Raw genomic sequence first — 23,659 nt, 5'->3', positions numbered from 1 at the left:
TCAGTACTCCTTAGACCTTATGCCTTTCTTTTTCGGAAAACTCCTTCTGCTTTGCGTCATTGAGCTTTTCCATAGTGTTTACCAGATAGTCAGCCGAACGGTAAGCCCTCTGAAAATCCATGTCCTTGAAGTGGACCTTCAGGTCTACGAATTCACCGTCTATAACTATGTCAAGCTCGCCTATCTGGCGTCCCTTGTACTTCTGTCCCGCATATTTTATATACTCGTCTATCTCCGCTCTGTCCATTTCTCCGCCGATAACATTGATTTTCATTTTCAAGCCTCCTGTTCGGTATAAAAATATCACTCCGACTTTTTGACATCGGTGTCAGTGTTTTCGTTTATGACGCTGAGTTTTTCTGCCAGCTCAGCCTTTGCTATTACCTTTTCAGTGCCGTCGCTGCCGATGAGAAGTATCTCCTTGCCATTGGAGCATATAACGCCCTCACTGCACAGAGTATAGTCCATGACTCCCTTTCTCACCACTGTCTCGGTGCCGTCGGGACTTATCCTTACCAACACGCGGCTCCTCGGGAATATGCCGGGATTTGCGTCACCTGCCGCAGCGTTTTCCTTCTCATTTTTCTCCGCCTCCAGAATTCTCTGCTCGAAGAATATCTCCCTCGGGGACTTGTTTCTGGTCTTGACATCGCCCTTTTTCTGAGACTTCCTCAGGGGCTCGCCGCCGAATATGACGCTGAAAGCGTTGATGAAGCCGAATATGGCTTTTACCAGTCTCACAGGGAAAAGCAGCACTGATTTCCATATGGGCTCCCTTTCAGTCTTGGGCTGCTTATAGGGCTGACGGATGAACCAGAAGTTTCCCTCTGCGTCATTTTTAGGCTTCAGCAGGTCGTTTGACTCGTCCTCATAGAGAGTCTCGATGGTACCTGCCTCCTCGTCCACTGCGAGGATAGAGCCAGCGGAAAAGACCCTCGGGTCCTCCACGGAGCGTCCCTTGGTAGTGCAGAATATCCTACCGTCGGTGGCTGACCATGAGGGACTTTCCTCGACCGACTGCCCGTCAGTGAGCTCATTGTAGTCGCCGCGCTCGTCGAATATGGCAAGATGGCCGTCAAGGACAGCGGCTATCCTGCCGTCCTTGCAGGAGATATCTCCGATGCTCCTGTCCATGCCCGTATAGATATGCCCCTCGGGAGCTTTTGGCGAGTCGGCGCTCTTTCTGTACACAGCTCCCATCTCGCCCAGTTTTGCGGAGTAGATGAAGCCCTCGTCAGCGGCGCAGATACCGTTTATACTAATGAGCTTCTCGGGCTCGGTCTCGACGGACCGCATATCCTCGCGGAATGCCGCTCCTGCGCCCTGATGCTTCCACTCCTTGTTCCTGTTTATCTCATTTACGGCGGTGGTGTACTTCTCCGCTCTCTCGCAGGGGAGCTCCGAGACCTTGCCGTTATTGCAGACATACATCTTATTTCTTGAAACATAAACTATCTTCATGATCTCTCCGCTCCCTCCATTTCTCTGCAAACCTCCTCCGCGCACTTCATTCCGTCAACTGCCGCGGAGACAATGCCTCCTGCATAGCCTGCTCCCTCACCGCAGGGGAAAAGTCCCCTGAGTGAGACCGACTGCAGATCCTCTCCCCTGTTTATCCTTACGGGGGAGCTGCTCCTGCTCTCGATGCCTGTCAGCAGGGTGTCCCTGTCGTCAAAGCCCTTTATCTTCTTTCCCATTTCCTTTATGCCCAGCTTCAGGGACTCACAGACGAAATCGGGAAGATACTCCTCCGGAGCCGCAAAGCGTACAGCAGGACGGTACGAGGGCTTTACCCTGCCGTAATCCGTGCTGACCCGTCCTTCCATGAAGTCTCCGAGAACAGCCGCAGGAGCGCGGTAATCGCTGCCTCCTGCCCTGAATGCCTTTTCCTCAAGGTCACGCTGGAACCACATACCTGCCAGAGGGTGGTCGCTTCCGTAGTCCTCCGGACCCACGTTCACAAGGAGAGCGCTGTTGGAATTGTCCGCATCACGGGCAAAACAGCTCATGCCGTTGACCGCAAGCCTGCCCTCCTCTGAGGAAGCCGCTACCACATATCCCCCGGGGCACATACAGAAGGTGTAGAGCGTGCGTCCGTTGGGAAGGTGTACCGCCAGCTTGTAGTCCGCAGCTTTAAGGGCAGGATGTCCTGCGAAACCGCCGTACATCGCCCTGTCTATATCTGTGCGGAGGTGCTCCGCTCTCACTCCCACGGAAAAATTCTTCTGTGAAAGGGTGATTTTTTCATTGTAAAGCAGCTCAAAGACGTCCCTTGCGCTGTGACCTGTTGCCAGAATGAGACTCTTTGTCTCTATGCGCTGAATTTCGCCGCCGCAGCTGTATGAAACTGCCGCAAGCCTGCCGTTTTCCGCCTCAAATCCGCAGAAACGGCTGTTGAACCTCACCTCGCCGCCGAGAGCGATGACTCTCTCCCTCAGTGCTTTTACGGCTCCGCGGAGCTTGTCCGTGCCGATGTGTGGCTTGGCAAGATATAATATCTCCTCGGGAGCTCCGAACTCAACCAGCCGCTCAAACACCCAGCCTATGCGCCTGTCCTTTATGCCCGTGGTCAGCTTTCCGTCGGAAAAGGTACCTGCGCCGCCCTCGCCGAACTGCACATTGCACTCGGTATCCAGTCTGCCGCCGCTCTGAAACTCCTCAACAGCCTTCACTCTGCTGTCAACATCGCCGCCTCTTTCGAGGACGATGGGCTTTGCGCCTGCCATAGCAAGGACAAGTGCCGCAAACATACCCGCAGGACCAAATCCAACGATAACGGGACGGTAGTCCACGTTGCGGACAGTGGGCACATCGTAGTATACGGGCTCATGCTTTGCCGCATTTTTCAGCGTGCGGAGCAGCTTCTCCTCCCCCTTTGCCTCAATGTCAAGGGAGATGAGGAAGTGTACATCGGACTTCTTTCTTGCGTCCACGGACTTCTTTGCCAGCTTCACGCTGATCATCCTGTCGCGGCTCAGCTTCAGCTTTTTCTCACAGAGTGAAACAAGGTCGGAAAGGTCGGTGTCAAGAGGTACTCTTATGCCGCCGACTCTTATCATGAGAGCCCTCCTCTCAGCGAGTCGGCGCAGCTCCTGCCTGCCAGTATTCCCGAGGACCATGCCCACTGGAGATTATAGCCTCCGCAGTCGCCGTCCACGTCCAGTATCTCTCCGCAGAGGAAGATGCCCTTTTCGCTTCTGAGCTGGAGCCTTTCGTCAACGCACTCGCCGCTGATACCTCCCGATGTTACCTGAGCGTCCTTCCACGGAGCAGTTCCCGTAACGTCGAATTCAAGGCACTTTATGAGCTGCACAACCTGTCTCAGGTCATTGTCGCGGAGCTCCGAGATAAGCACTGTAAGAGGCTTGCCGAGAGCCCTCTTTGTTATGTATGATGAGAGATTTCTTGGGAAAATACCCGTGAGAAGCTCCTCAGTGGTCTGTTTGCCGCGCTGATACTGGATAACACGGAGATACCCCTCCAGCTGGTCGGCGTCCATATCCGCTGCAAGGTCGAGCCTCAGCTTCAGCTTGCCCTCGTACTGCGAGAACAGGTGAGCCATATTGAAAACACAGATGCCCGACAGAGCGTTCTCCGTGAACTGTATCTCGCCCACCTCCTCCTTGAGGAGCCTGCCTGCGGAATACGCCATTACCCTGCCCTTTGCGCGGACTCCCTTGAGTCCCTTGAGGAGCTCGGGACGAACTCTCAGAGGCGCAACTGCGGGGCATATCTTCGTAGTGTGGCAGCCCTTGCTGCGGAGAAGTCTTATAACGCTTCCGTCTGTGCCGAACTGGGGAGCCGCATAGCCTCCTGCGGCAACGATGACTCTCCTGCACGGGAACTTTTCGCCCGACGCGGAGTGTATCCTGAAACCGTCATTTGTGCTTTCGATAAATGTGGCTTCAAAGTTGCAGCGCTCGCTGATATACAGCTCCTCTGCCCGAAGCCTGAGCGCAGACAGCACAGTAGCCGCGCTGTTGCTCTTAGGGTAGATACGCCCCTTCGTATCTGCCGTGCATATCACTCCGATGCTTCCGAAAAATTCCTTTGCTGATGGAGTCGCACCGATTATGCGCATGACATTCTTCACGCTTCCGTGGTAGTGGTCGGCGCTGAGATTGATATTGCTGAGATTGCATCTGCCGTTGCCTGTGGCGAGTATCTTTCTGCCCACGCGGTCAAGCTTTTCCAGAATGACTACCCTTGCCTTTGGCAGGGCTGTCTTTGCCTCGATAGCAGCTGCAAAGCCCGAGGCACCTCCGCCGATAACAGCGATGTCAGTGATATTGTCCTTACTCATATTTTCACCCCTTTGGCTTGACTTCGATAACGGCTATCTCCGGACGGTTGCACATTCTCACAGGTGCAGGATAAGCGCCAATGCCCGAGGTTATGAACATCCTTCCGCCGTCGTAGCTGAAGCAGCCTTTGTCATATATATCAAACTCCTTGTGCAGAAGCTTTGGAAACCATACCTTTTTCTCGGAGCAGTAAACGGGTCCGAGGCCGAAGGGCAGTCTTGCCATTTCTCCGTGGGTATCGCCGCAGAGAGTGAGCTCAGCGCCGAAATCAGCGAACTTCTCATAATTCGGGATATGTGCCAGCAGTATATTGAAGCTGCCGTCATCAAGTGAAAAGGCATTGTTAAGGTCGAATGTGGGACTGTAATAGACGTTGTCTATGCCCATGATGTGGAGCCTGCTGCCCCTGACCTCAATGGTGTCCTCCTCATAGGAAAGCACCTTGGCGCCTGTCTTTTCAAGCTCCGAGACGTACCTGTCGTCGTAGTCGTGCTCACCTGTGACGCAGTAGAGCGGATAGCCTGCGGAGGTCAGCATCTCTGCAAGGTCAACGGGCTTCTGTATGAGCTCCCATTCGCTCTGTCTGGTGTACATATCGCCGAGGAAGAACACTGCATCGGGGTGCTCCTTGTCCACAGCGTCAAAAATGGTCTTGTTCTTTATGCCGTGCTTTGTGGCATGAAGGTCGCTGATGACCGCCAGCCTTATGGTGCTTTTCACCTTGCTGCTGGTGATCTCCGAGTCATTTACCCTGAGCGTGAAGTTATTGAACCACCACACAAATAGTATGATGATGACCCAAAGCCAGAACTTTGACTTTTTCTTCTTTTTGCTGACGGGCTTATTGTTGTTGTCGGGCTTTTTCTTTGGAGCCTCTTTCTTCTGCTTTGTCTCTGCCATTATTCTTTGTCCTTTACATGGATATCCAGCTGGTCAAAGGGTATCTCGATACCGTTCTGCTCAAATACAGTCTTGACGTTCTCCGTCATATCGTATTTCACTGTCAGGAAGTCCTCATTCTTCACCCATACCAGCACATCAACGGACACCGAGCTGTTATTGTGGGAGCTCATGCGCACGATAGGTGCAGGGTCGCTGAGTATCTGCTTCTCCTCGTTGATAACAGCCATAACAGCGGACTGAGCCTTTCCAAAGTCCGAGCCGTAGCTTATATCAAAGCTGAGGTCAACTCGTCTCAGAGGAGTTTCCGTATAGTTCACTATCTTGGCATCGGTGACCTTGCCGTTTGGTACGAGCACTGTCTTTCCGTCAAAGGTGGCTATCTTTGTGTAAAAGATGCCGATGTCCTTTACAGTTCCCACAGAGTCGTCTATCTCGATGATATCCCCTGTGGTAAAGGGCTTGGTGAACAGTATTATGAAGCCGCCGCTGAGGTTTGAAAGGCAGCTCTGGAGGGCAAGGCTTATGGCGAGACCCGCGGCGCCCAGAATGGTGATTATTGAGGACATGGGCACGTTCAGCACCGACAGAGCCATAATGATCACAGCAATATAGAGGATTATCTTTATCAGCGACACAAGGAAGCTCTTTGCCGCGCCGTTGACATTTGACTTTGACACTGCCTTGCCCACTATCTTTGCTATGAGCTTTGAAACTATTATGCCCACCACAAGTATGACAATGGCGATGATAAGCAGCGGAATCCCCTTTTTCAGATAGCCGGCAGCCTCAGAGAACAGCCCCGAGGTCTTTTCCACAGAGTCATGGATGTTTCCGAGGACCTCTCCGTCCCCTGCCGCCGTTTCAAGGGCGAGCCTGTATATATGAGTCAAGGATATCATCTCCGACATATAGTAAATTCTTGCAGTACGCAGCAGGTACTGCAATTAAAAATGTATACTTATAATTTATTATATCAGATTTCAGCAGAAAGGTCAATATAAATATCAAATGATATAAAAAATGCACCGCAGCAGTATGCCGCAGTGCATTGTGATATTACTTATTGTCGGAAGCTCCGCCTATGGTCTGGAGCTGCTTCTTGTTGAAGTCATTGGGATTCATGAAGGTAGGCACCATCTCATGGAGGGCGCTTATAGCGACTTCCTCGTCATTTTCGAGGGCGGCGTCGCGGAGAGCCTTCAGTCTCGCAGCAAACTCCTCCTCCTCGATCTCTATCTGCTTACCGATGAAAATGAGCTTGTTTGAGGTCTTTTTGAGTCCCTCCTCATTCATGAGGAGCTCCTCCTTGATCTTCTCACCCGGACGGAGACCTGTGAACACGATGGGAACATCTTTATATGGCACCTTTCCGTACATACGGATGAGGTTCTCTGCAAGTGTGACGATCTTGACGGGCTGTCCCATATCGAGGACAAATATCTCGCCGCCGTGAGCGATGGCAGCAGCCTCCATAACAAGGCTTACAGCCTCGGGTATAGTCATGAAGTATCTGATGATATCCTCATGTGTTACGGTAACGGGCTTGCCCTGCTCGATTTGCTTCTTGAAAAGCGGTATAACAGAGCCGTTTGAGCCCAGAACATTGCCGAATCTTGTGGTAACAAACTCAGTCCTGCCCTCATGCTGCTGAGAGAGGTACTGCACGATCATTTCGCAGCAGCGCTTTGAAGCTCCCATAGCATTGGTGGGATTTACAGCCTTGTCCGTTGATATCATGACGAACTTCTCGGCATCGTGGAACTGTGCAAGAGTAGCCACGTTGAAAGTGCCGACAACATTGTTCTTGATAGCCTCCATGGGAGAGTCCTCCATGAGGGGAACGTGCTTGTGAGCAGCCGCATGGAAAACGATCTGGGGCTTGTACTTCTCAAATATCTGGTTCATACGGTAGTAATCGCGGACAGATGCAATGAGAGTAACGAGGTCAAGAGCCTCACCGTAGTCCATGATAAGCTCCTGTTGTATCTCATAGGCGTTATTCTCATAGATGTCAACAATGATGATCCTCTCGGGATTGTACTTTGCGATCTGGCGTACCAGCTCGGAGCCGATGCTTCCGCCGCCGCCTGTTACCATACATACCTTGCCGCTGATGAAGTCCCTGATGTCCTTATTGTCGAACTTTATGGGGTCTCGTCCCAGAAGCTCCTCCACCTTTATATCACGGACCTGTCCGAGGAGAGAAGCCTTATCATCGAGGATGAGAGTACCTATAAAGGGAACTATCTTCAGGGGGAGCTTTGTCTCGTTGCAGGAATCGATTATCTCCTTGCGTTCATCGGGTGTGATGGACGGGATAGCAAGGATAAGCTGTTCTATCTCATATTCCTTGGCAAACTTAACGATCTCCTCCGATCTGCCTACTACCTTAACGCCCAGCACTTCCTTGCCGAGCTTTGCAGGATCATTGTCGATAATACAAACAGGATCGAACTGTGCAGAATACTTGTCATCCTTATAGGGCGACTTCTGTGCATTGAAAATCTCGGTGAGCAGCATCCTGCAGGCACTGCCTCCTCCGATTATCATGGTCCTCTTAGCGTTGATGCAGTATTTTACCTCCGCTTCCACAATAAACCTCCCAAACTCCGCTTCCTGAGGCGGATTAATCTTTATTACAAGCTTGATTCTGTATCTGAAAAAGCTTTTTCTCCGCAGAAAAACGGCTCAGCCCCATAAAAGAGTTTCACCGTCTGCGGACGCAAACATTATCAATGCAGATTATTCCACTTTAATACCATTATAACATATCGGAGCAAAGAAATCAAGTGTAACATACTATAATTTAAGTCATTTCGTCATTTCCGACGGTAAATAGTCTAATTCACCGAAATATCCGCGGATAATACCATTTTTATAAGCAAATTTGCCGTTTTGGAGCGGCAATTTGTAAATTTTCTTTTGCTCCACTTTACATGGCACAAAAAAAGTATTAGTATTAAAGTATTAGCGGGGATATTAAAATCACTGAAAAACGGAGGTTTTTTGAATGAGGAAAAAGCATAGGCTCATAGGCAGCGCAGTGTCTTTGCTTGCAGCCGCAGCAGTTACCGCAGGCGCTTTAGTGCCCGTTTGTGCAGAGCTTTCACCTGTTACCGCATACGCGGGTCAGCAGCTTGGTCAGACGGATTTCGACGACGGCGTGGGTCTCCCGTGGCATATCGTTGAGTCTGCTCCCGGCGAGATGGACTTCGATATCGATGACGGAGTCTATTCCGTTGAGATAATCAACACAGGCGGTGCTTCCGAGGGCGGCGAGGACCGCTGGGACTGCCAGTTCCGACACAGAGGACTTACCATAGTATCGGGACACAAGTACAAGGTGTCCTATGAGATGACCGCTTCCGAAAGCGGAAAATACTACACCAAGATAGGCAACCTCGACGGAAAGGTGGAGGTATGGCACAACAATATGGATGACAACGGCGCAAACCTTGACTCCTCATGGGAACGTCTCCAGATAAACAAGGGCGAGACCAAGAAGGAGGAGCACACCTTTACTGCGGACAAGACCGTTGAGGTGGCTGAGTGGGCATTCCATCTGGGCGGCGACGGAGAGTTTACTCCAGACAAGTGCTTCCCCGCAGGAACAGTCATAACCTTTGACAATATGTCACTCATCGACCTTACAAGCGACGAAAACGACTATCCCGAGGAAGAGCCCTATGAACGCGCAGGGATACTCACCAATCAGGTGGGATACTTCACCGACAGAGCCAAGAGAGCTACCCTACTCTCCGACTCAAAGAAGCCCGTTGACTTCACTCTGAAGGACGAGTCCGGCAAGGTGGTATACGAGGGCAAGAGCAAGCCCTTCGGCGAGGACAGGGACTCCGACGACAGCGTACATATCCTTGACTTCAGCGACTTCACCAAGGCAGGCACCTACACCCTCGAGGACGAGGACGGCAATGTCAGCCGTGAATTTGATATAGACGGCTCGGAGAAATACTCCTCCCTGCTGTACGACGCCCTCAACTACTTCTACCAGAACCGAAGCGGCATTGAGATAGAGGAGGACTTCATCTCCTCGGGCGACACAAAGTCTCTTGCCCGTGCGGCAGGTCACACAAAGGACTCCGCGGAGATAGAGCAGACATGGGGATACAGCGGAAGCAGCGGCACCATCGACGTTACAGGCGGCTGGTATGACGCAGGCGACCACGGAAAATACGTTGTAAACGGCGGACTCTCACTGTGGCTCATGCAGAACCAGTACGAGACCGCCCTGAAATACGGCTTTGAGGACGCATATGCCGACAGCACCATGCTCATTCCCGAAAACGTGAACGGCGCTCCCGACCTCCTTGACGAGGCTCGCTGGGAGATGGAGTGGATGCTGAAAATGATGGTGGACAGCGGCAAATACGAGGGAATGGTCTACCACAAGGCTCACGACGAGAAGTGGACGGCTCTGGGATTAGCTCCTGCGGACGACGATATGAAGCGTATCGTAAAGCCTCCCACGACAGCAGCAACTCTCAACCTTGCAGCCTGCGGCGCTCAGGCAGCCCGACTCTGGAAGGACTACGACAGCGACTTCGCTGACGAGTGTCTCGAAGCTGCGGAAAAAGCCTTTGCAGCCGCCAAGGAGCACCCTGATATGTATGCTCCCCTTGACGAGTCCATAGGCGGCGGAGCCTACGGCGATACCGATGTTGAGGACGAGTTCTGCTGGGCGGCTCTGGAACTTTTCATCACCACAGGCAACGAGGACTACTACGACGAAGCCGCCGAGAACAAGTTCTTCCTTGACGTGCCCAATACTCTGGGCGGCGGCGAGAGCGTTGACTCCGTGGGAAGCTTCGACTGGGGCAACACAGGTGCTCTCGGCACACTGAGCGCTGCCCTCAATCCCGAGAAGTTCGACAAGGGCGATGTGGAGATAATCAACGAGGCAATAGTCTCAACCTCCGACAGCTATCTCTCGCTTGAAGAAAATCAGGGCTACGGGCTCCCCTACGGTCAGAGCACCCTCAGCTACAACGACAGCGACGAGGGCTATCTCTGGGGCTCCAACTCCTTTGTTACCGACAACTCCATCATTATGGCTTACGCATACCTCCTCACCGGCGATGAGCACTATCTGGACGGAGCTATCGGCGGTATGGACTACATCCTCGGCAGGAACCCCATGGACTACTCATACGTTACAGGCTACGGCACTCACGCCATCGAGTATCCTCACCACCGCTTCTGGGCACACCAGATAGACGAGGATTTCCCCATGGCTCCCAGCGGAGTAATGTCGGGCGGCCCCAATTCGGGTATGCAGGATCCGTGGGTAAGAGGCTCGGGCTGGAAGAAGGGCGAGATACCGCCCCAGAAGTGCTACCTTGACAATATCGAGGCATGGTCGGTAAACGAGTGTACCATCAACTGGAACGGATCGCTGGCATGGCTTGCAGGCTTTATAGCTCAGGAGGCAAGCGATGAGGGAATAATCATAACTCCCCACAGCAACGGAAAGAAGTCCGACAAGGACGACGACGATGAGGAGGAAAAGACCACCACCTCAAAGAAGAAGGACAACAAGGCGGAAAAGACCACCGCCAAGGCTGAAAAGTCCGAAAAGGACAGCGATACCAAGGAAAAGGACAACACGGGACTCATCAAGCTCGCTCTCATTTCGGGAGCCGCAGTAATAGGTCTCATCTCTCTTGAGCTGTTCATCTACAAGATGGCAAAGCTGAAGAAAAAGCAATAAACGGCAGGCAGGATACTCTCCAATTTAACGGGCAGTATCCTGCTTTTTTATACAGACCGCAATTTTCATTCTCCTATCACATAGAAGGCTGTTCTTTGACTTGACTTTTTCCGACATTCGTAGTATAATATTTTATATCTATTTTATTAGGAGCGTGTTTATTTAATGAGTAAAGGAAACGGCGTTTTCAGTAATCTGAGAAGATCCACAAAGATAACCCTCGTGTCTTGCGGCTGTTTCATCGCACTTACGGCTTTAATACTTTTATTCTTTGTAATGTTCCCCATCACTCCCTCTGAAAAAGTGATATCCAGCTTCGGACGCGAAAGCATCTATAAGCAGGACGTTACGGGAACAGCTGTCACCACAGCAGTCACAACTACCGTGAACGACGATATAATGGTAGCCAAGGGCTCAAAGACAACTACTGCTTCACGAACCACAGCAAAGAGCTATACGACCCACAAGCTTACATCGGGCTCGGGCTTCTATATGGATCAGCGTATCCCCACAGGTGAATTTCCCAACCAGTACTATGTTCCCACAACCACCACGGCATCCGAGGGCGGCTATGCAGGCGAAGGTCAGGGCACAGGCAGCGGTCAGGGCGGCTATCAGGGCGAAGGCGGTCTGGGCGGTCTTCAGGGCGGCACAGGTACAGAGATACCCGGCGGCGGTACAGAGATACCCGGCGGCGGCACTGAGATACCCGGCGGCGGCACAGGCGAAGAACCTGCTCCCGTTGAAGGCGGCGGCACTCCTGCTCCCGTAGAGGGTGGCGGTACACCTGCTCCCGTTGAAGGCGGCGGCGCGGCGGCAGCTCCGCAGGTCGAATAAAACAAAGGCTCCCGTATAAGGGCAGCACTGCTATTGAAGTTTTAAGCCATAGTATTTCCGATCAACAGTCAGGAGTACTATGGCTTTTCTTTTTAGCTCTTGCGCTAAACAAACACAATGCCCCCGAGCGTTACAATGTGCTCAGGGGCATAACTTTTATGTGAGTATCCGAATTGCTCGGAAGCCTTTTTATCAGAATACCGCTTTCTTTATCATGTCAAGCTCCTCGAGGGAGATGCAGTTGGGGATATCCTCGTACTTCATTATGGAGAGCAGCTCGTCTATCTCTGCCCAGCAGACCTCTGCCACCTCCGACGACTGGAGAGTGAGGTCCTCAATATTTATCTTCTCGCGGCAGATATAAACAGCCGCCAGCTCGTTGTCCTTGATGCTGCCCTTGGAGTAGCAGGCTCTCCTGAGACCGATGAACTCCAGCTGACTGCGATCAATGTTCAGTCCAAGCTCCTCGCGTACCTCTTTGAGGGCGGTTTGGCGGAACTCCTCTCCCTGAGTAACGTGACCTGCTGCGGAAACGTCATAGCAGTCGGGGTTGATGTCCTTTTCGTGAGCGCGCTTCTGGAGAAGCACGAAAACTCCCATATCGCGGCGCTTTATCATCCATATATGGACAGTCGGGTGAAGGTCGCCGTCCCTGTGAACAGCAGTTCTCGGCTTGCTTTCGGCAGTTATCCTTGCCTTGTCGTCGATGAGGTTGAGGAACTCATCACAGATGAACTCCACCTTGATATCGGGCTCCTCCTCGGCAGCCTCGGTAAAGACCGCCTTTATCTCGTCGATGGTGCTGTTTTCAATGTCCTCGTCGGAAACATACAGCTTATATGAAGCAGGAGCGCCGATCTCGGCAACAGCTCCTGCCAGTGTGAATCTGTCGGTTATATCCTTTTTTCCAAGCTTTTTTGCAGTCTCGGCATAGAGCTTATCAGCTGCCGAAAGTCTGCTAAGATAGATCTCAACGTCTTCCATAATACACTCCATAAATCTCATTTTACCCGTAAAAAATGCCGTGTTTTCACACCACAGCGCTATACATTATATACCCACAGCGCGAAAAAGTCAAGTACTTTTTTATGTACAAGGCAATATTTGGGAAGGAATGAGAATTTATTGAATAATAACGATATAAAAGTATACAGACGAAAACAAGCCCCGGGGATAACCACGGAGCTTTGTCTGTTTATTCGGTTTACTGGGGCGGAAGCTCGGGATCGCTGGTTGTGATAACGTCCTCGTTCTCGAACATTACAAGCTCCATCTCGGGAACGATATACTTTTCCTTCATGAGTTACCTCCTTGTTACTGTGCGTTCATGTATGTTTCGGCAGCCTTTGCGTAGACATATACTGCCTTTGCGACGTCTTTGAGCTTATTGGAAGCGGCGCTGTTGTCCAGCACTCTGTATACATATGCCATGGGAGTCACTGTGTAGTCATTGCCGTCAACAGTGAGCTTGTGAGGCTTCAGAAGCTCATGTGCGGGGATATTCTTTATCTCGTAAAATCTGCCGAACTGACTTGTCTTTGCTGTTGCCTTTGCGTCGTCGATCCTGACATTATCGCTGAGGGTATAGAACCTGAGAGAAGTCTCTGAGCCCATCACCAGTGATACAGCGGGATCGGTGCCGAATGTGGGCTTGTAAGCCTCAACATCGCTCTTTTTGACGCCGCTTATGCCGCTGACTGTGAACCCTTTGTCAAAGAAGAAATTCTCGGCAGCATAGCCGTAATTGTTAAGAGCCTCGACCAGTGCGGTGAGTTTTGTGTCGGACAGATACTTGCCCGAATCAGCAACATAGCTCCTTACGCTGTAAGCTCCCTTTGCATATGAAGCAGGGGCGCCGCTGCTCTTGAGGATAATGTGCTGTTTTCCGTCGTCACTGTATACTTTCAGAGTGACCTCATCGCTCATCTGTACAGCGTTAACGGGATAGCTGAACTTGTATGAGCCGTTTTCGCGCTTGCAAGAAGCAAGGTCGTCTATGAGTACAGCGCCGTTGGGACCGATGAGGACTGCCTTTGAAGCAGAGCTTCCGAGGGTCACATAGTAGTTCACGCTGATGTCGCCGTCAAGACTGATGCTTGCGCCGTTGATGGTGGAGATATAGGGAGCAAGAGTGTCGCACTCCTTGAACACATCGGAGGCAGAAGTTACCTTGTCGAAATTGGAGCTGCTGAGATCCAGATGCTCCAGTTTCTTATCGCCTTTGAACATATCGTTCATCTGGATCAGGTTCGAGGTATCAATGCAGCTCAGGTCAAGTTCTTTCAGTAACGGGCAGTTATAAAACATGGATGATGCATCATATAGGCGCGATGTGTCCATACCGCTGAGGTCAAGTGACTTCAGACTTGTGCAGTTTGAGAACAGTCCCCGCATAGTATTAACATCAGATGTGTCAAGAACATTGAAATTGACATTTTCAAGAGAATAACAGCATCCGAACCATCCACTCATCCATGTCATATTGGAAGTATCTAATGCGGAAAGATCAATATCGCGAAGCTTTGCACAATTAAAGAATACATCACTTGCTCCCGGTGATTTAGAAGTGTTCAAGCCTGACAGGTCGACCTTCTCAAGGCTTGTACAGTCCTGGAACAGATAACTGAAATACACCAGATTTTTTGTATCCCATGATGAGAGATCAATGTTTTTCAGAACGCTGCATTTTTCAAACATATTCTGTATGTCGGTGGCGTTTGAAGTGTCCAGGCAGGATACATCAAGAGTTTTTAATGATAAACAGCCGGAAAACATACCGCGGAAGTTTGTTACATTCGGTGTATTAAGCTTACTGAGGTCGATATTCTCAAGAGAATAGCAGTTATAGAACATCCATGAGACATCTGTGATCGATGTATTGGTGAAATCAGGAAGCTTTACTTCCTTCAGAGCTGTACAGTTCTCAAACATATCATAAACATATTTCGCTCTGGAAGCGTCCAGATTTGTCAGGTCTATCTTCTCGACAGTCTTGAAGTCCCTGAACAGAAAAGCTGCATACTCCACCAGAGCAGCGCCTTCCTCGGCAACGATGGTCTTTACGCCTTTATCCTTGTACTTTTCAAGAGTGTAGTTGTCAAATTCGCCTCTGAGGGTGAGCACATGAGTGGTCTCGTCATAGGTGATAACATTATTATCAATGGCAGAAGCCACAACGGGTCTGAAAACATCTGCCCTGCCAAGTACGGGAGCTGTTCCGCCGATGATGAGCAGCGAAAGCAGCGCTGCCGTTATCTTTTTGTGAGTGTAGTTCATTTAAGTACCTCCTTTGTAGTAAGTATCTGAAGGACATTGCTGCCCATATCAAATACATATAGTATTATATCACCGTAATATAATGATGTCAAACCAAATATTGCTATGTGAGAGGCAGTCCCCTTTCCCTCAACCGCAATAAATAAAAATGACGCCCCACAGTGAAGCGTCAGACCGTTGTTATATGTACTTATCACAGTGCCGTAAGCGATGTACAACTACGCCCCCTGATAAAAGAAAGCGAGCTTGCGAGCGCCAACGTGGTTGGGCGCACAGGCTCTGCAAAAACGAACTGTTACCGTAAACGTAATGTGCCGTAAGCGATGTACAATAAAGCCTTTCGTAAAAAGTAAACGAGTAAAACGAGTGCCCCCGTGGAAGGGCGCACAGGCTCTGCAAAAACGAACTGTTACCGTAAACGTAATGTGCCGTAAGCGATGTACGACTACGCCCCCTGATAAAAGAAAGCGAGCCTGCGAGCGACAACGGGGTCGGGACACAGGCTCTGTGGCGTCCCAAAGAGGAGTCGAACCTCCGGCCTACTGCTTAGGAGGCAGTCGCTCTATCCTACTGAGCTATTGGGACACATTACAAGTTATATTTTACCACATATTTCTCCCCATTGCAAGCCCTGAGATATAATTTTATTATTTTACATAATGCCCACATAGTTCTCAACAGCCTTTTATGGGACATTTTACGTCTTGAAAACCTCCCATTTCTGCGATATAATTGTATTATTATATTAAAGACAGGAGGATATTATATGGAATTCATAAGCGCTCACGAAATAAAGGAGCTCTCAAACCCGGGAGTTGTCTCCCGTCAGCTTCTCAATCCCGAGAACTCCGCCAGCACAAGAGTGACCATCACAGAGGTCCATCTTGAGGTGGGAGCAAGCCAGCCCAGACATACCCATGAGGCTTCCGAGCAGATATGGTACGCCACCAAAGGCAGCGGCACTCTCCTTCTTGCGGACGATAAAACTAAGCCCTTCAGGGCAGGCGATGTGGTGCGTTTTGCGGACAGGGACGTCCACGGACTCCTCAATGACGGCGATGAGGAATTCATCTATGTCTCCGTGACAGCTCCTCCCATAAACTTCGGCTACGCATATGAAAAGAAGTCATAAGCACAGAGGGCGGTAACTCCGCCCCTTTTTTATGCCTGCGGAAAACGCTCCGTTCGGACAGATGTAACCCTTTTTTAACTTGACAGCGTATATGCCCTGTGCTATAATGTATCTGTAATAATGTGTCTGAAACTGAGGGAAGCACGGTGAAAACCCGTCGCAGCAGTCACTGCCGTAAAGTCGGATCGCTCGTCAGACACAGCAGGTAATGAACGTTTTCGGGCAAGGGAGAACGTATGCCGAAAACTTCGCAGTACCCCTGCGGAGCTGTTTTGCTGCGCTTTTCTGCACCGCGGAAAGGCCTTTTTTGTTGCCTGTAAGTAAATTTTAAGGAGTAGGTATTATGAAAAAATCATTCGCTATGGCAGCTGCACTGGCAATGGCATTCTCAGCTGTTGCTGTAAACACTTACGCTGAGGGCGAGACAAAGGTCTATGTCACCATCTCTGACTGCAACAGTGCGCTGGTACTGACTCAGGAGCCCGTAAATGTTACCGATATCGACGGCGACGGCAAGCTCACTGTCAACGATGCTCTCTACATCGCTCACGAGAACAACTACGAGGGCGGCGCAGCAGCAGGCTACAAGACTTCTGTCGGACAGTTCGGTCTGGGTCTTGACGTACTCTGGGGCAAGGAAAATAAGCAGTCCTTCGGCTACTATGTAAACTCAAAGATGGCTAATGGTCTCACAGATGAGATAAAGGACGGCGACTACATTGACGCTCTCACCTTCCCCGACCCTTCCAACCTTGACTATCATTACAGCTGGTTCGACGCAAGAGAGGGCGAGGGTGACCCCGACAAGGAAGTTACTCTCCAGCTCAAGGCTCTCTCCTTTGACGCTTCATGGGCTCCCGTTGAGAACCCCGTAGAGGGCGCAAAAATCACTATCAACGGCAAGGAGACAGACTTCGTTACCGACGCTGACGGAAAGGCTACAGTAAAGTTCACTGAGGCAGGAAAGAACGTTGTAAGCGCTAAGGGCGGCAATATCAATATCGCTCCTCCCTCATATGTTATGCAGGTAAACGGCGAGGCTGATACAACTACATCTACTACTACAACTACCACAACTACCACAACTACCACCACAACATCTACCGTAACATCTTCATCTTCCGCAAAGACAACAGTCAAGGCTTCCACAACTGCCAAGGCTACAACAACATCAAAGAACAACTCTCCCAAGACAGGAGACCCGGGCGCAGCTGTCGCACTGGTTTCCCTCGGAGCAGCAGCCGCTGCAGCATTCGCTCTCAGACGCAGAGATGAGAAGTAAGATACTCACGGTCTGCCTGAGTTCTGCACTTATATTTGCAGCCGCTCCCTGCATACCCGTTATGCAGGAGGCGCACTGTGAGCATACCGTCGGTGAGGTCGATGACCTTATCGGCGGTATCGTTGATTTTAAGCTCGGTCAGGTCGGTGCAGGCAGCATAGAAGAATGGCTGGCGGGTGATATCGCCGCAGGTGCAGGCACCTCCACGGACTGGTACGCCCTGACTCTCAGCCAGTGCGGATATACAGACCTTTCGGCATACGAAAGCTCCCTTGAGAGCTATCTCGGCAGCAACAATGTCACCTCTGCCACCTCCCGTGAGAAATACGCTCTGGGACTCTGTGCGGCAGGCAGCAGAAGCAGCTATATCTCCGATATCCTTGACTCCTCAATAGGTCAGCAGGGCGTTATGAGCTGGATCTACGGGCTCCATATCCTCAACAACGGCTACACCTGCCCCTCATACACCGCCGAGTCCGTGACGGACAGCATACTCTCCATGCAGCTTGGTGACGGCGGCTGGGCACTGTGGGGAGAATACGGAGATATCGACGTTACCGCAATGACCGTTCAGGCTCTTGCTCCCAGATATGATGACAGCAGTCAGGTGTCGGAGGCTGTGGACAGGGCTGTGGACTTCCTCTCCGAGCGGCAGAAGGAGGACGGCGGCTATGAGAGCTTCGGCAATCCCAACGCGGAGAGCACTGCACAGGTGCTCACGGCTGTATCGGCTCTGGGGATAGACTGCCGTTACGACGACCGCTTCATCAAGAACGGCAATGACCTTATCGACGGCATAGCGCAGTACAGACTGCCCGACGGAAGCTTCTCCCACATAAGGGACGGGGGCTTCAACGAGACAGCCACGGTGCAGGCATACTACTCCTTTGTGGCATTCAGGCGCATGACCGAGGGGAAGTCTCCCCTGCTGGTGCTTGACAACAGGGCGTCGGCACAGTCCCCACAAGGCGGAAATGAGGGCAGCGGCAGCAATAAAGGCAGCTCTCAGGGTGACAGCTCCACGGCAAATGAGGGGGGCAGCAGTACAAAGGCTGCGGCTCCCGTATCGGGAAATACCACCACCGCCACAGCAAATGCAGGCAAGTCCACGGGGACTACCTCCACGGGCACAGGTACACAGACCTCCACGGGCAGGCTGACTTCATCGGGGACTTCCCTTTCATCGGCGGCAGCTTCACAGACCAAAACCGCCGTAACATCAGCACAGGAGCTCACAGAGAAACACTCACGGAGAAGCTACAAGCCCTTTGCCATACTCATTGTAGTTGGAGCGGCTGCTGTGATCGCTCTCATCATCTTCATCATGGGCAAGCGCAGCTACAAGAACTTCATCTTCCTCGGAATTGCAGCAGCCGCGGCGATAGCGGTCATTCTGCTGACGGACATACGCTCCCCCGAGGAGTATTACAGCGGCGAGAAAAAGCACAAGGACACCGTCATCGGCACGGTGACTATGGAGATACGCTGCGACACCATTGCAGGGAAGTCCGACTCGGAGCATATCCCCGAGGACGGCGTGATACTGGCTCCCACAGCCTTTGACATCGAGAGCGGCGACACGGTGTTCGACATACTCACCGAGGCTGCACAGACCTACGGCATTCAGGTGGAGAACAAGGGCAGCGCAGGCAGCTCCCACGGCATGGTCTACATCTCAGGCATAAACTACATCTACGAATTTGATTTCGGCGACCTTTCGGGCTGGGTCTATCATGTCAACGGCATCACTCCCTCGCGGAACTGCGGAGAGTATGTCCTCAGCGACGGAGACCGCATAGAATGGCTCTACACCTGCGAGGTGGGTCACGACCTTAACGAGGTATACGAGGAATGAGAAGCTTTTCCGAATACAATCCCATAGCTGTGGCGGTGTGGTTTTTCAGCGTCACGGGAGTAGCCATGTTTTGCAGCTATCCCATACTCATGGCAATATCGCTTTCGGGAGCGGTGCTGTTCTTCCTCATACGAAACGGCTTCACCCACGGGAAAACTCACCTGTTTTTCTGGCTGCTTTTCGCAGTCCTGGCACTGGCAAACCCGCTTATCTCACACAACGGCAAGACGGTGCTCTTCGTCATGAACCACAATCCCGTCACTCTGGAAGCGGCGCTTTACGGCGTAAATTCGGCAGTTATGATAATCGGCGTCCTGTACTGGTTCCGATCCTTCACACAGATAATGACCTCGGAGAAGCTCCTCTACATCACGGGAGCTCTCTCCCCGAAGCTGTCGCTGGTGCTGTCAATGGCGCTCAGGTCCGTACCCCTTTTCAGCAGGCAGTCCGCAAAGATAAGCGCTGCACAGACCGCAATGGGACTGTACAAAGACGACAATATCGTGGACGACATACGGGGAAAGTCCCGTGTCTTTTCCATCATGGTAACATGGGCGCTGGAGAACGGTATCATCACCGCAGACAGCATGGAGGCAAGGGGCTTCGGCACAGGCAGGCGGACACAGCTGCGCAAATTCGGCTTCCGAACGGGAGATATACTTCTCCTGACGGCGACGCTGCTGCTTCTGGGCGTGACAGCTGCCGCCATCGGTACGGGAGCTCTCAGCTTTGAGTTCTACCCGTCCATGAAGATGAAAGAGCTCACATTCCTCGGTATTTCGGGGATAATTTCCTACGCAGCACTGGTGTTGCTGCCAATAATCATAGAAACGGAGGCGGAACTGAGATGGAAATACTTGCGGTCAGGGATATGACCTTCACCTACCCCACCTGCAATGAACCTGCCATTCGGGATATATCCCTCAACCTCGGACGAGGCGAGATGGCTGTGTTATGCGGTGCTACGGGAAGCGGCAAGTCCACTCTCCTGCGTCTGCTCAAGCGTGAGCTGTCTCCCATGGGGGAGGTCTCGGGCAGTGTCGCTTTCTGCGGAAAAACTCTCGCGGAGCTTTCCGACAGGGAGTCCGCTTCGGATATAGGCTTCGTCATGCAGAACCCCGAACAGCAGATAGTCACCGACAAGGTCTGGCACGAGCTGGCTTTCGGGCTGGAAAATCTGGGGACTCCTCCTGCTCAGATATCGCGGAGGATAGCAGAAATGGCAAGCTACTTCGGCATCGGTGACTGGATAGACAGGGACACCGCGGAGCTTTCGGGCGGTCAGAAGCAGCTCCTCAACCTTGCTTCCGTACTTGTCATGCAGCCAAAGCTGCTCATTCTGGACGAGCCAACGGCTCAGCTCGACCCCATTGCCGCCTCGGACTTCATTGCAACTCTGCGGCGTATCGCCAACGATCTCTCAATAACCATACTTATGGCGGAGCACCGTCTGGAGGACGTGGTGCCGCTGTGCGACAGGCTGCTTGTAATGGACAGGGGTACTCTTATCGCAGACGGCTCTCCCTCACAGGTCATTGCCGCTCTCGGCAAAAGGGGCGACATAATGTGCGGGATGCCTGCGGCTTCGCGTCTGTACGCGAAGCTCAGCGGCAGCGGACCCTGTCCGCTGACAGTCCGCGAGGGCAGGAACTTCATAGAGAGCAGCTACGGTAACACTACTCGCGGACTACCGCAGGCATCCCATGCGGCTGAGGGTGAAACGGCGCTGGAATACAGCGAGGTCTGCTTCCGTTACGACAGAAACGGCAAAGACGTCCTTGACGGGCTGAGCCTGAAAGTCTGTCAGGGTGAGATATACTGCATACTGGGGGGGAACGGCTCGGGAAAGACCACCTCTCTCTCGGCGGCGGCAGGTCTCATAAAGCCCTACAGCGGCAAAATAAAGGTGTTCGGGAAGAAGCTGAAAGACTACAAGAACCGCTCACTTTACCGTGAGTGCCTTGCGATGCTGCCGCAGGACGTTCAGACCGTCTTTCTCAGGAACACCGTCAGGGAGGAGCTTGCGGAGTGCAATGCGGAGCTGAAAGAGCTTCCCTACGACCTTTCTCCCCTGCTGGACAAGCATCCCTACGACTTGTCGGGGGGACAGCAGCAGCTTGTGGCACTGGCAAAGGTACTGGCTGCACATCCCCGTCTGCTGCTTCTGGACGAGCCCACAAAGGGACTTGATGCGGCGGCTAAGGAGAGCTTCATCGAGCTGCTGAAAAGGCTGAAATCCGACGGTCTCACCGTTGTTATCGTCACCCATGATGTGGAGTTCGCAGCCCTCTGCGCCGACAGGTGCGCCATGTTCTTCGGGGGCAGGATAGTCTCGGAGGGAGCTCCCCGTGAGTTCTTCTCGGAAAACAGCTTCTACACCACCGCGGTGAGCCGCATGACAAGGGGCTATTACGAGGGAGCCGTCACCGTTGAGGACGCTGCTGCGCTGTGCCGTATGAACGGCAGAAAGGAGAGCTGATATGCTGCTGATAAAAAGCAAAAGGCTCCGCGACACTATCCGCGTGGTGGTGCCATTCATAGCGGTTCCCCTCATTACAGTCCTTGGAGCCCTCGCCTTTGACGAAAAAAAGCACATAATCATAGCCCTTGCAGTTGCGGTGTCGGCACTGCTGCTCTTTGCGGCAGGCTTCGAGAAGAAGTCCACAGGAACGCGCCGAATGGTCATAGCAGCCGTTATGACTGCCCTTTGCTTCGCAGGAAGGTTCATACCCATACTCAAACCCATAGCCGCCCTCACCATAATCACTGCCCTGTATCTCGGCGGAGAAGCAGGCTTCCTCGTGGGAGCCATGTCCGCCATACTCTCCAACTTCTACTTCGGACAGGGTCCGTGGACAGCCTTTCAGATGCTGGCATGGGGACTCATCGGGCTGTTCGCAGGCATATTCTCGGAAAAGCTGCTGAAAAGCCGTGCCCTGCTCCTCATCTACGGAGCGCTGACGGGTATCGCCTACTCATTTATAATGGACATCTGGACAGTCCTCTGGTACAACCGCGGCTTTGACATAAAGCTCTATCTGGCGGCACTGGTGTCCGCTGTGCCCTATACTGTCAGCTATGCGGTGTCAAACGTGCTGTTTCTTTATCTGCTGGCAAAACCCTTCGGCGAGAAGCTCTCCCGTATCAAGACCAAGTACGGGGTGTGAGTACAAGTGTCGGCAACCCTTTCGGTTAAGGGACTGGCTGATGTGGGCATCAGCCCCTACCACCTCTTCTCTCTCCTATAACATTCTCCCTTCCCCCCTTCACACCCACAGTTTAAATCGATAAAGCACATTGCATATCGGGCAAGAGGGAAAGGGAGAAGGAGGAATTATTGTTCCCACTTCCAGAACCATGTATTACCATGTCTTTCTGAGATTATATGCAGTTCATCTTTTATCTTTTTCATTATGTCATAAGTCACACCTATCTCCGCTGCCTTTGCAATAAGTGACTTTACGGACTTTGCCTCGCCGCTTCCCAGTTCCGCCATAAGCAGCTGTCTTGAAAGTTCGGTCTGCTTTGGCTGAGGACTTCCCATTCCCAGAAGAATGCTGTCGGGGTCAGCCTCGCACTCTCCCTCATAGGTGAAGCTGTTGTTGTCCCCAAGTCTGAACGCCACGGGCTTTCCCTCTCTTGCAAGGGAACTCTTTATGTGCATGACTATGCGCCTGTCGGTGTCGCGCTTGTCACGGGCTACCAGAAGAACGCTTCTTGCGGCAGCTGTCAGGTCTATGGAGCCCAGTCCGCGGTAAGCCGCCTTTGCACCCGTGTTCTTGTTCATGTGTCCGATGAGGATAATGGCACAGCCGAACTGCTCCGCCATATTGGAGAGATAGCTCATAACGGGACGTATCTCGTTGGCGCGGTGCATATCAACGTCCGCACCCAGATAAGCCTGCAAAGGGTCGAGGATAATGAGCCTTGCGTTGGTGAGCCTGAGGGCTTCGTCAAGTCGTCCGTCGGTAATGGTGAGAGGATAGACGCTCTCGTCAACGCCGCTTATATAGCCGCAGTCAGCCCCCGCCGCAACAAGACGGGGCTTTATCGTATCCGCCAGACCGTCCTCGGCAGTCTGGAACAGCACAGGCACGGGATAGAGCTCCTGCCCTGTAATCGGGTCTGTCTTGCCCCCCGTCACGTTCTCGCCCTTTGTGAGAGCCGCAGCGATATTCAGCGCAAGAGTGGTCTTGCCCTCGCCGGGGTCGCCCTGAATGATAGTGACCTTGCCGTAAGGGATATAGGGGTACCAGAGCCATTCTGTCTCGGTCTCCTGAATTTTTGCCATGTTGTAGATACAGCTTTTTGCTTCCATAGTGAAAGTCCTCCTTGAAATGTT

The 23,659-nt window shown here is 52.1% G+C and carries 19 protein-coding genes, 1 tRNA gene and 1 riboswitch; of the genes, 8 read left to right on the top strand and 12 right to left on the bottom strand.

Annotation, left to right across the window (positions count from 1 at the left end; all coding sequences use genetic code 11):
* Window positions 1-10: 10 nt before the first annotated feature.
* The 7 genes from DSZ37_RS05580 to DSZ37_RS05550 form a co-directional block, all read right to left on the bottom strand.
* Window positions 11-274 carry a hypothetical protein gene (locus tag DSZ37_RS05580; RefSeq protein ID WP_109725955.1) on the bottom strand — a complete coding sequence of 88 codons (264 nt, stop codon included), beginning with the start codon at window positions 272-274 and terminating at the stop codon, window positions 11-13.
* 29 nt (window positions 275-303) lie between these two features.
* On the bottom strand, window positions 304-1,461 hold the full coding sequence (locus DSZ37_RS05575; protein WP_109725954.1) for a hypothetical protein: 1,158 nt from the start codon (window positions 1,459-1,461) through the stop codon (window positions 304-306).
* On the bottom strand, window positions 1,458-3,059 hold the full coding sequence (locus DSZ37_RS05570) for an NAD(P)/FAD-dependent oxidoreductase (protein WP_109725953.1): 1,602 nt from the start codon (window positions 3,057-3,059) through the stop codon (window positions 1,458-1,460). Before DSZ37_RS05570 ends, DSZ37_RS05575 begins: the two co-directional genes overlap by 4 nt.
* Complete coding sequence (locus DSZ37_RS05565; RefSeq protein WP_109725952.1) at window positions 3,056-4,303, bottom strand: aminoacetone oxidase family FAD-binding enzyme; 1,248 nt, start codon at window positions 4,301-4,303, stop codon at window positions 3,056-3,058. The genes DSZ37_RS05570 and DSZ37_RS05565 overlap by 4 nt, the downstream gene beginning before the upstream one ends.
* A gap of 4 nt (window positions 4,304-4,307) precedes the next feature.
* On the bottom strand, window positions 4,308-5,204 hold the full coding sequence (locus DSZ37_RS05560; protein WP_109725951.1) for a metallophosphoesterase: 897 nt from the start codon (window positions 5,202-5,204) through the stop codon (window positions 4,308-4,310).
* Window positions 5,204-6,097: a mechanosensitive ion channel family protein gene (locus DSZ37_RS05555; RefSeq protein ID WP_109725950.1), complete on the bottom strand. Its 894-nt coding sequence runs from the start codon at window positions 6,095-6,097 to the stop codon at window positions 5,204-5,206. The genes DSZ37_RS05560 and DSZ37_RS05555 overlap by 1 nt, the downstream gene beginning before the upstream one ends.
* 166 nt (window positions 6,098-6,263) lie before the next feature.
* Window positions 6,264-7,799: a polysaccharide biosynthesis protein gene (locus DSZ37_RS05550; protein ID WP_109725949.1), complete on the bottom strand. Its 1,536-nt coding sequence runs from the start codon at window positions 7,797-7,799 to the stop codon at window positions 6,264-6,266.
* A gap of 418 nt (window positions 7,800-8,217) precedes the next feature.
* Here DSZ37_RS05550 and DSZ37_RS05545 point away from each other — a divergent pair, with 418 nt between their 5' ends.
* Together DSZ37_RS05545 and DSZ37_RS05540 are read left to right on the top strand one after the other, a co-directional pair.
* Window positions 8,218-10,935: a glycoside hydrolase family 9 protein gene (locus tag DSZ37_RS05545; protein WP_109725948.1), complete on the top strand. Its 2,718-nt coding sequence runs from the start codon at window positions 8,218-8,220 to the stop codon at window positions 10,933-10,935.
* 165 nt (window positions 10,936-11,100) lie between these two features.
* On the top strand, window positions 11,101-11,772 hold the full coding sequence (locus tag DSZ37_RS05540) for a hypothetical protein (RefSeq protein ID WP_109725947.1): 672 nt from the start codon (window positions 11,101-11,103) through the stop codon (window positions 11,770-11,772).
* Window positions 11,773-11,964: 192 nt separating this feature from the next.
* Here DSZ37_RS05540 and DSZ37_RS05535 read toward each other — a convergent pair whose 3' ends face one another.
* The 4 genes from DSZ37_RS05535 to DSZ37_RS05520 form a co-directional block, all read right to left on the bottom strand.
* Complete coding sequence (locus DSZ37_RS05535; protein ID WP_242978574.1) at window positions 11,965-12,756, bottom strand: NUDIX hydrolase; 792 nt, start codon at window positions 12,754-12,756, stop codon at window positions 11,965-11,967.
* A gap of 330 nt (window positions 12,757-13,086) precedes the next feature.
* A complete protein-coding gene (locus tag DSZ37_RS05530; RefSeq protein WP_109725945.1) occupies window positions 13,087-15,048 on the bottom strand; it encodes a BspA family leucine-rich repeat surface protein in 1,962 nt (653 codons plus the stop codon).
* Window positions 15,045-15,266 carry a hypothetical protein gene (locus DSZ37_RS05525; protein WP_109725944.1) on the bottom strand — a complete coding sequence of 74 codons (222 nt, stop codon included), beginning with the start codon at window positions 15,264-15,266 and terminating at the stop codon, window positions 15,045-15,047. Before DSZ37_RS05525 ends, DSZ37_RS05530 begins: the two co-directional genes overlap by 4 nt.
* Window positions 15,267-15,556: 290 nt before the next feature.
* A tRNA-Arg gene (locus DSZ37_RS05520) sits at window positions 15,557-15,633 on the bottom strand.
* A gap of 181 nt (window positions 15,634-15,814) precedes the next feature.
* Between DSZ37_RS05520 and DSZ37_RS05515 the strand changes: the two genes are divergently transcribed.
* The 6 genes from DSZ37_RS05515 (at window position 15,815) to DSZ37_RS05490 (ending at window position 22,484) form a co-directional block, all read left to right on the top strand.
* Window positions 15,815-16,180, top strand: a complete 366-nt coding sequence (locus DSZ37_RS05515; RefSeq protein ID WP_109725943.1) for a cupin domain-containing protein — start codon at window positions 15,815-15,817, stop codon at window positions 16,178-16,180.
* 123 nt (window positions 16,181-16,303) lie between these two features.
* Window positions 16,304-16,379: riboswitch (adenosylcobalamin-variant (AdoCbl-variant) riboswitch) on the top strand.
* A 144-nt stretch (window positions 16,380-16,523) separates the two neighbouring features.
* Window positions 16,524-17,462, top strand: a complete 939-nt coding sequence (locus DSZ37_RS05510; RefSeq protein ID WP_109725942.1) for an NPXTG-anchored protein — start codon at window positions 16,524-16,526, stop codon at window positions 17,460-17,462.
* Entirely contained in the window at window positions 17,452-19,317 is a 1,866-nt protein-coding gene (locus DSZ37_RS05505; RefSeq protein ID WP_109725941.1) for a DUF4430 domain-containing protein, read from the top strand. Before DSZ37_RS05510 ends, DSZ37_RS05505 begins: the two co-directional genes overlap by 11 nt.
* Complete coding sequence (locus DSZ37_RS05500; protein WP_109725940.1) at window positions 19,314-20,192, top strand: energy-coupling factor transporter transmembrane component T; 879 nt, start codon at window positions 19,314-19,316, stop codon at window positions 20,190-20,192. Before DSZ37_RS05505 ends, DSZ37_RS05500 begins: the two co-directional genes overlap by 4 nt.
* Window positions 20,165-21,796, top strand: a complete 1,632-nt coding sequence (locus tag DSZ37_RS05495; RefSeq protein ID WP_109725939.1) for an ABC transporter ATP-binding protein — start codon at window positions 20,165-20,167, stop codon at window positions 21,794-21,796. The genes DSZ37_RS05500 and DSZ37_RS05495 overlap by 28 nt, the downstream gene beginning before the upstream one ends.
* A gap of 1 nt (window position 21,797) precedes the next feature.
* A complete protein-coding gene (locus DSZ37_RS05490; RefSeq protein ID WP_109725938.1) occupies window positions 21,798-22,484 on the top strand; it encodes an ECF transporter S component in 687 nt (228 codons plus the stop codon).
* 167 nt (window positions 22,485-22,651) lie between these two features.
* On the opposite strand, the gene DSZ37_RS05485 is transcribed toward DSZ37_RS05490, so the two are convergent.
* On the bottom strand, window positions 22,652-23,635 hold the full coding sequence (locus tag DSZ37_RS05485; RefSeq protein ID WP_109725937.1) for an AAA family ATPase: 984 nt from the start codon (window positions 23,633-23,635) through the stop codon (window positions 22,652-22,654).
* Window positions 23,636-23,659 lie beyond the last annotated feature (24 nt).

The organism is Ruminococcus flavefaciens (genome assembly GCF_900116855.1).
In the GTDB taxonomy this organism is placed as follows: domain Bacteria; phylum Bacillota; class Clostridia; order Oscillospirales; family Ruminococcaceae; genus Ruminococcus; species Ruminococcus flavefaciens_R.
This window is presented reverse-complemented; position numbering and strand designations above follow the sequence as displayed.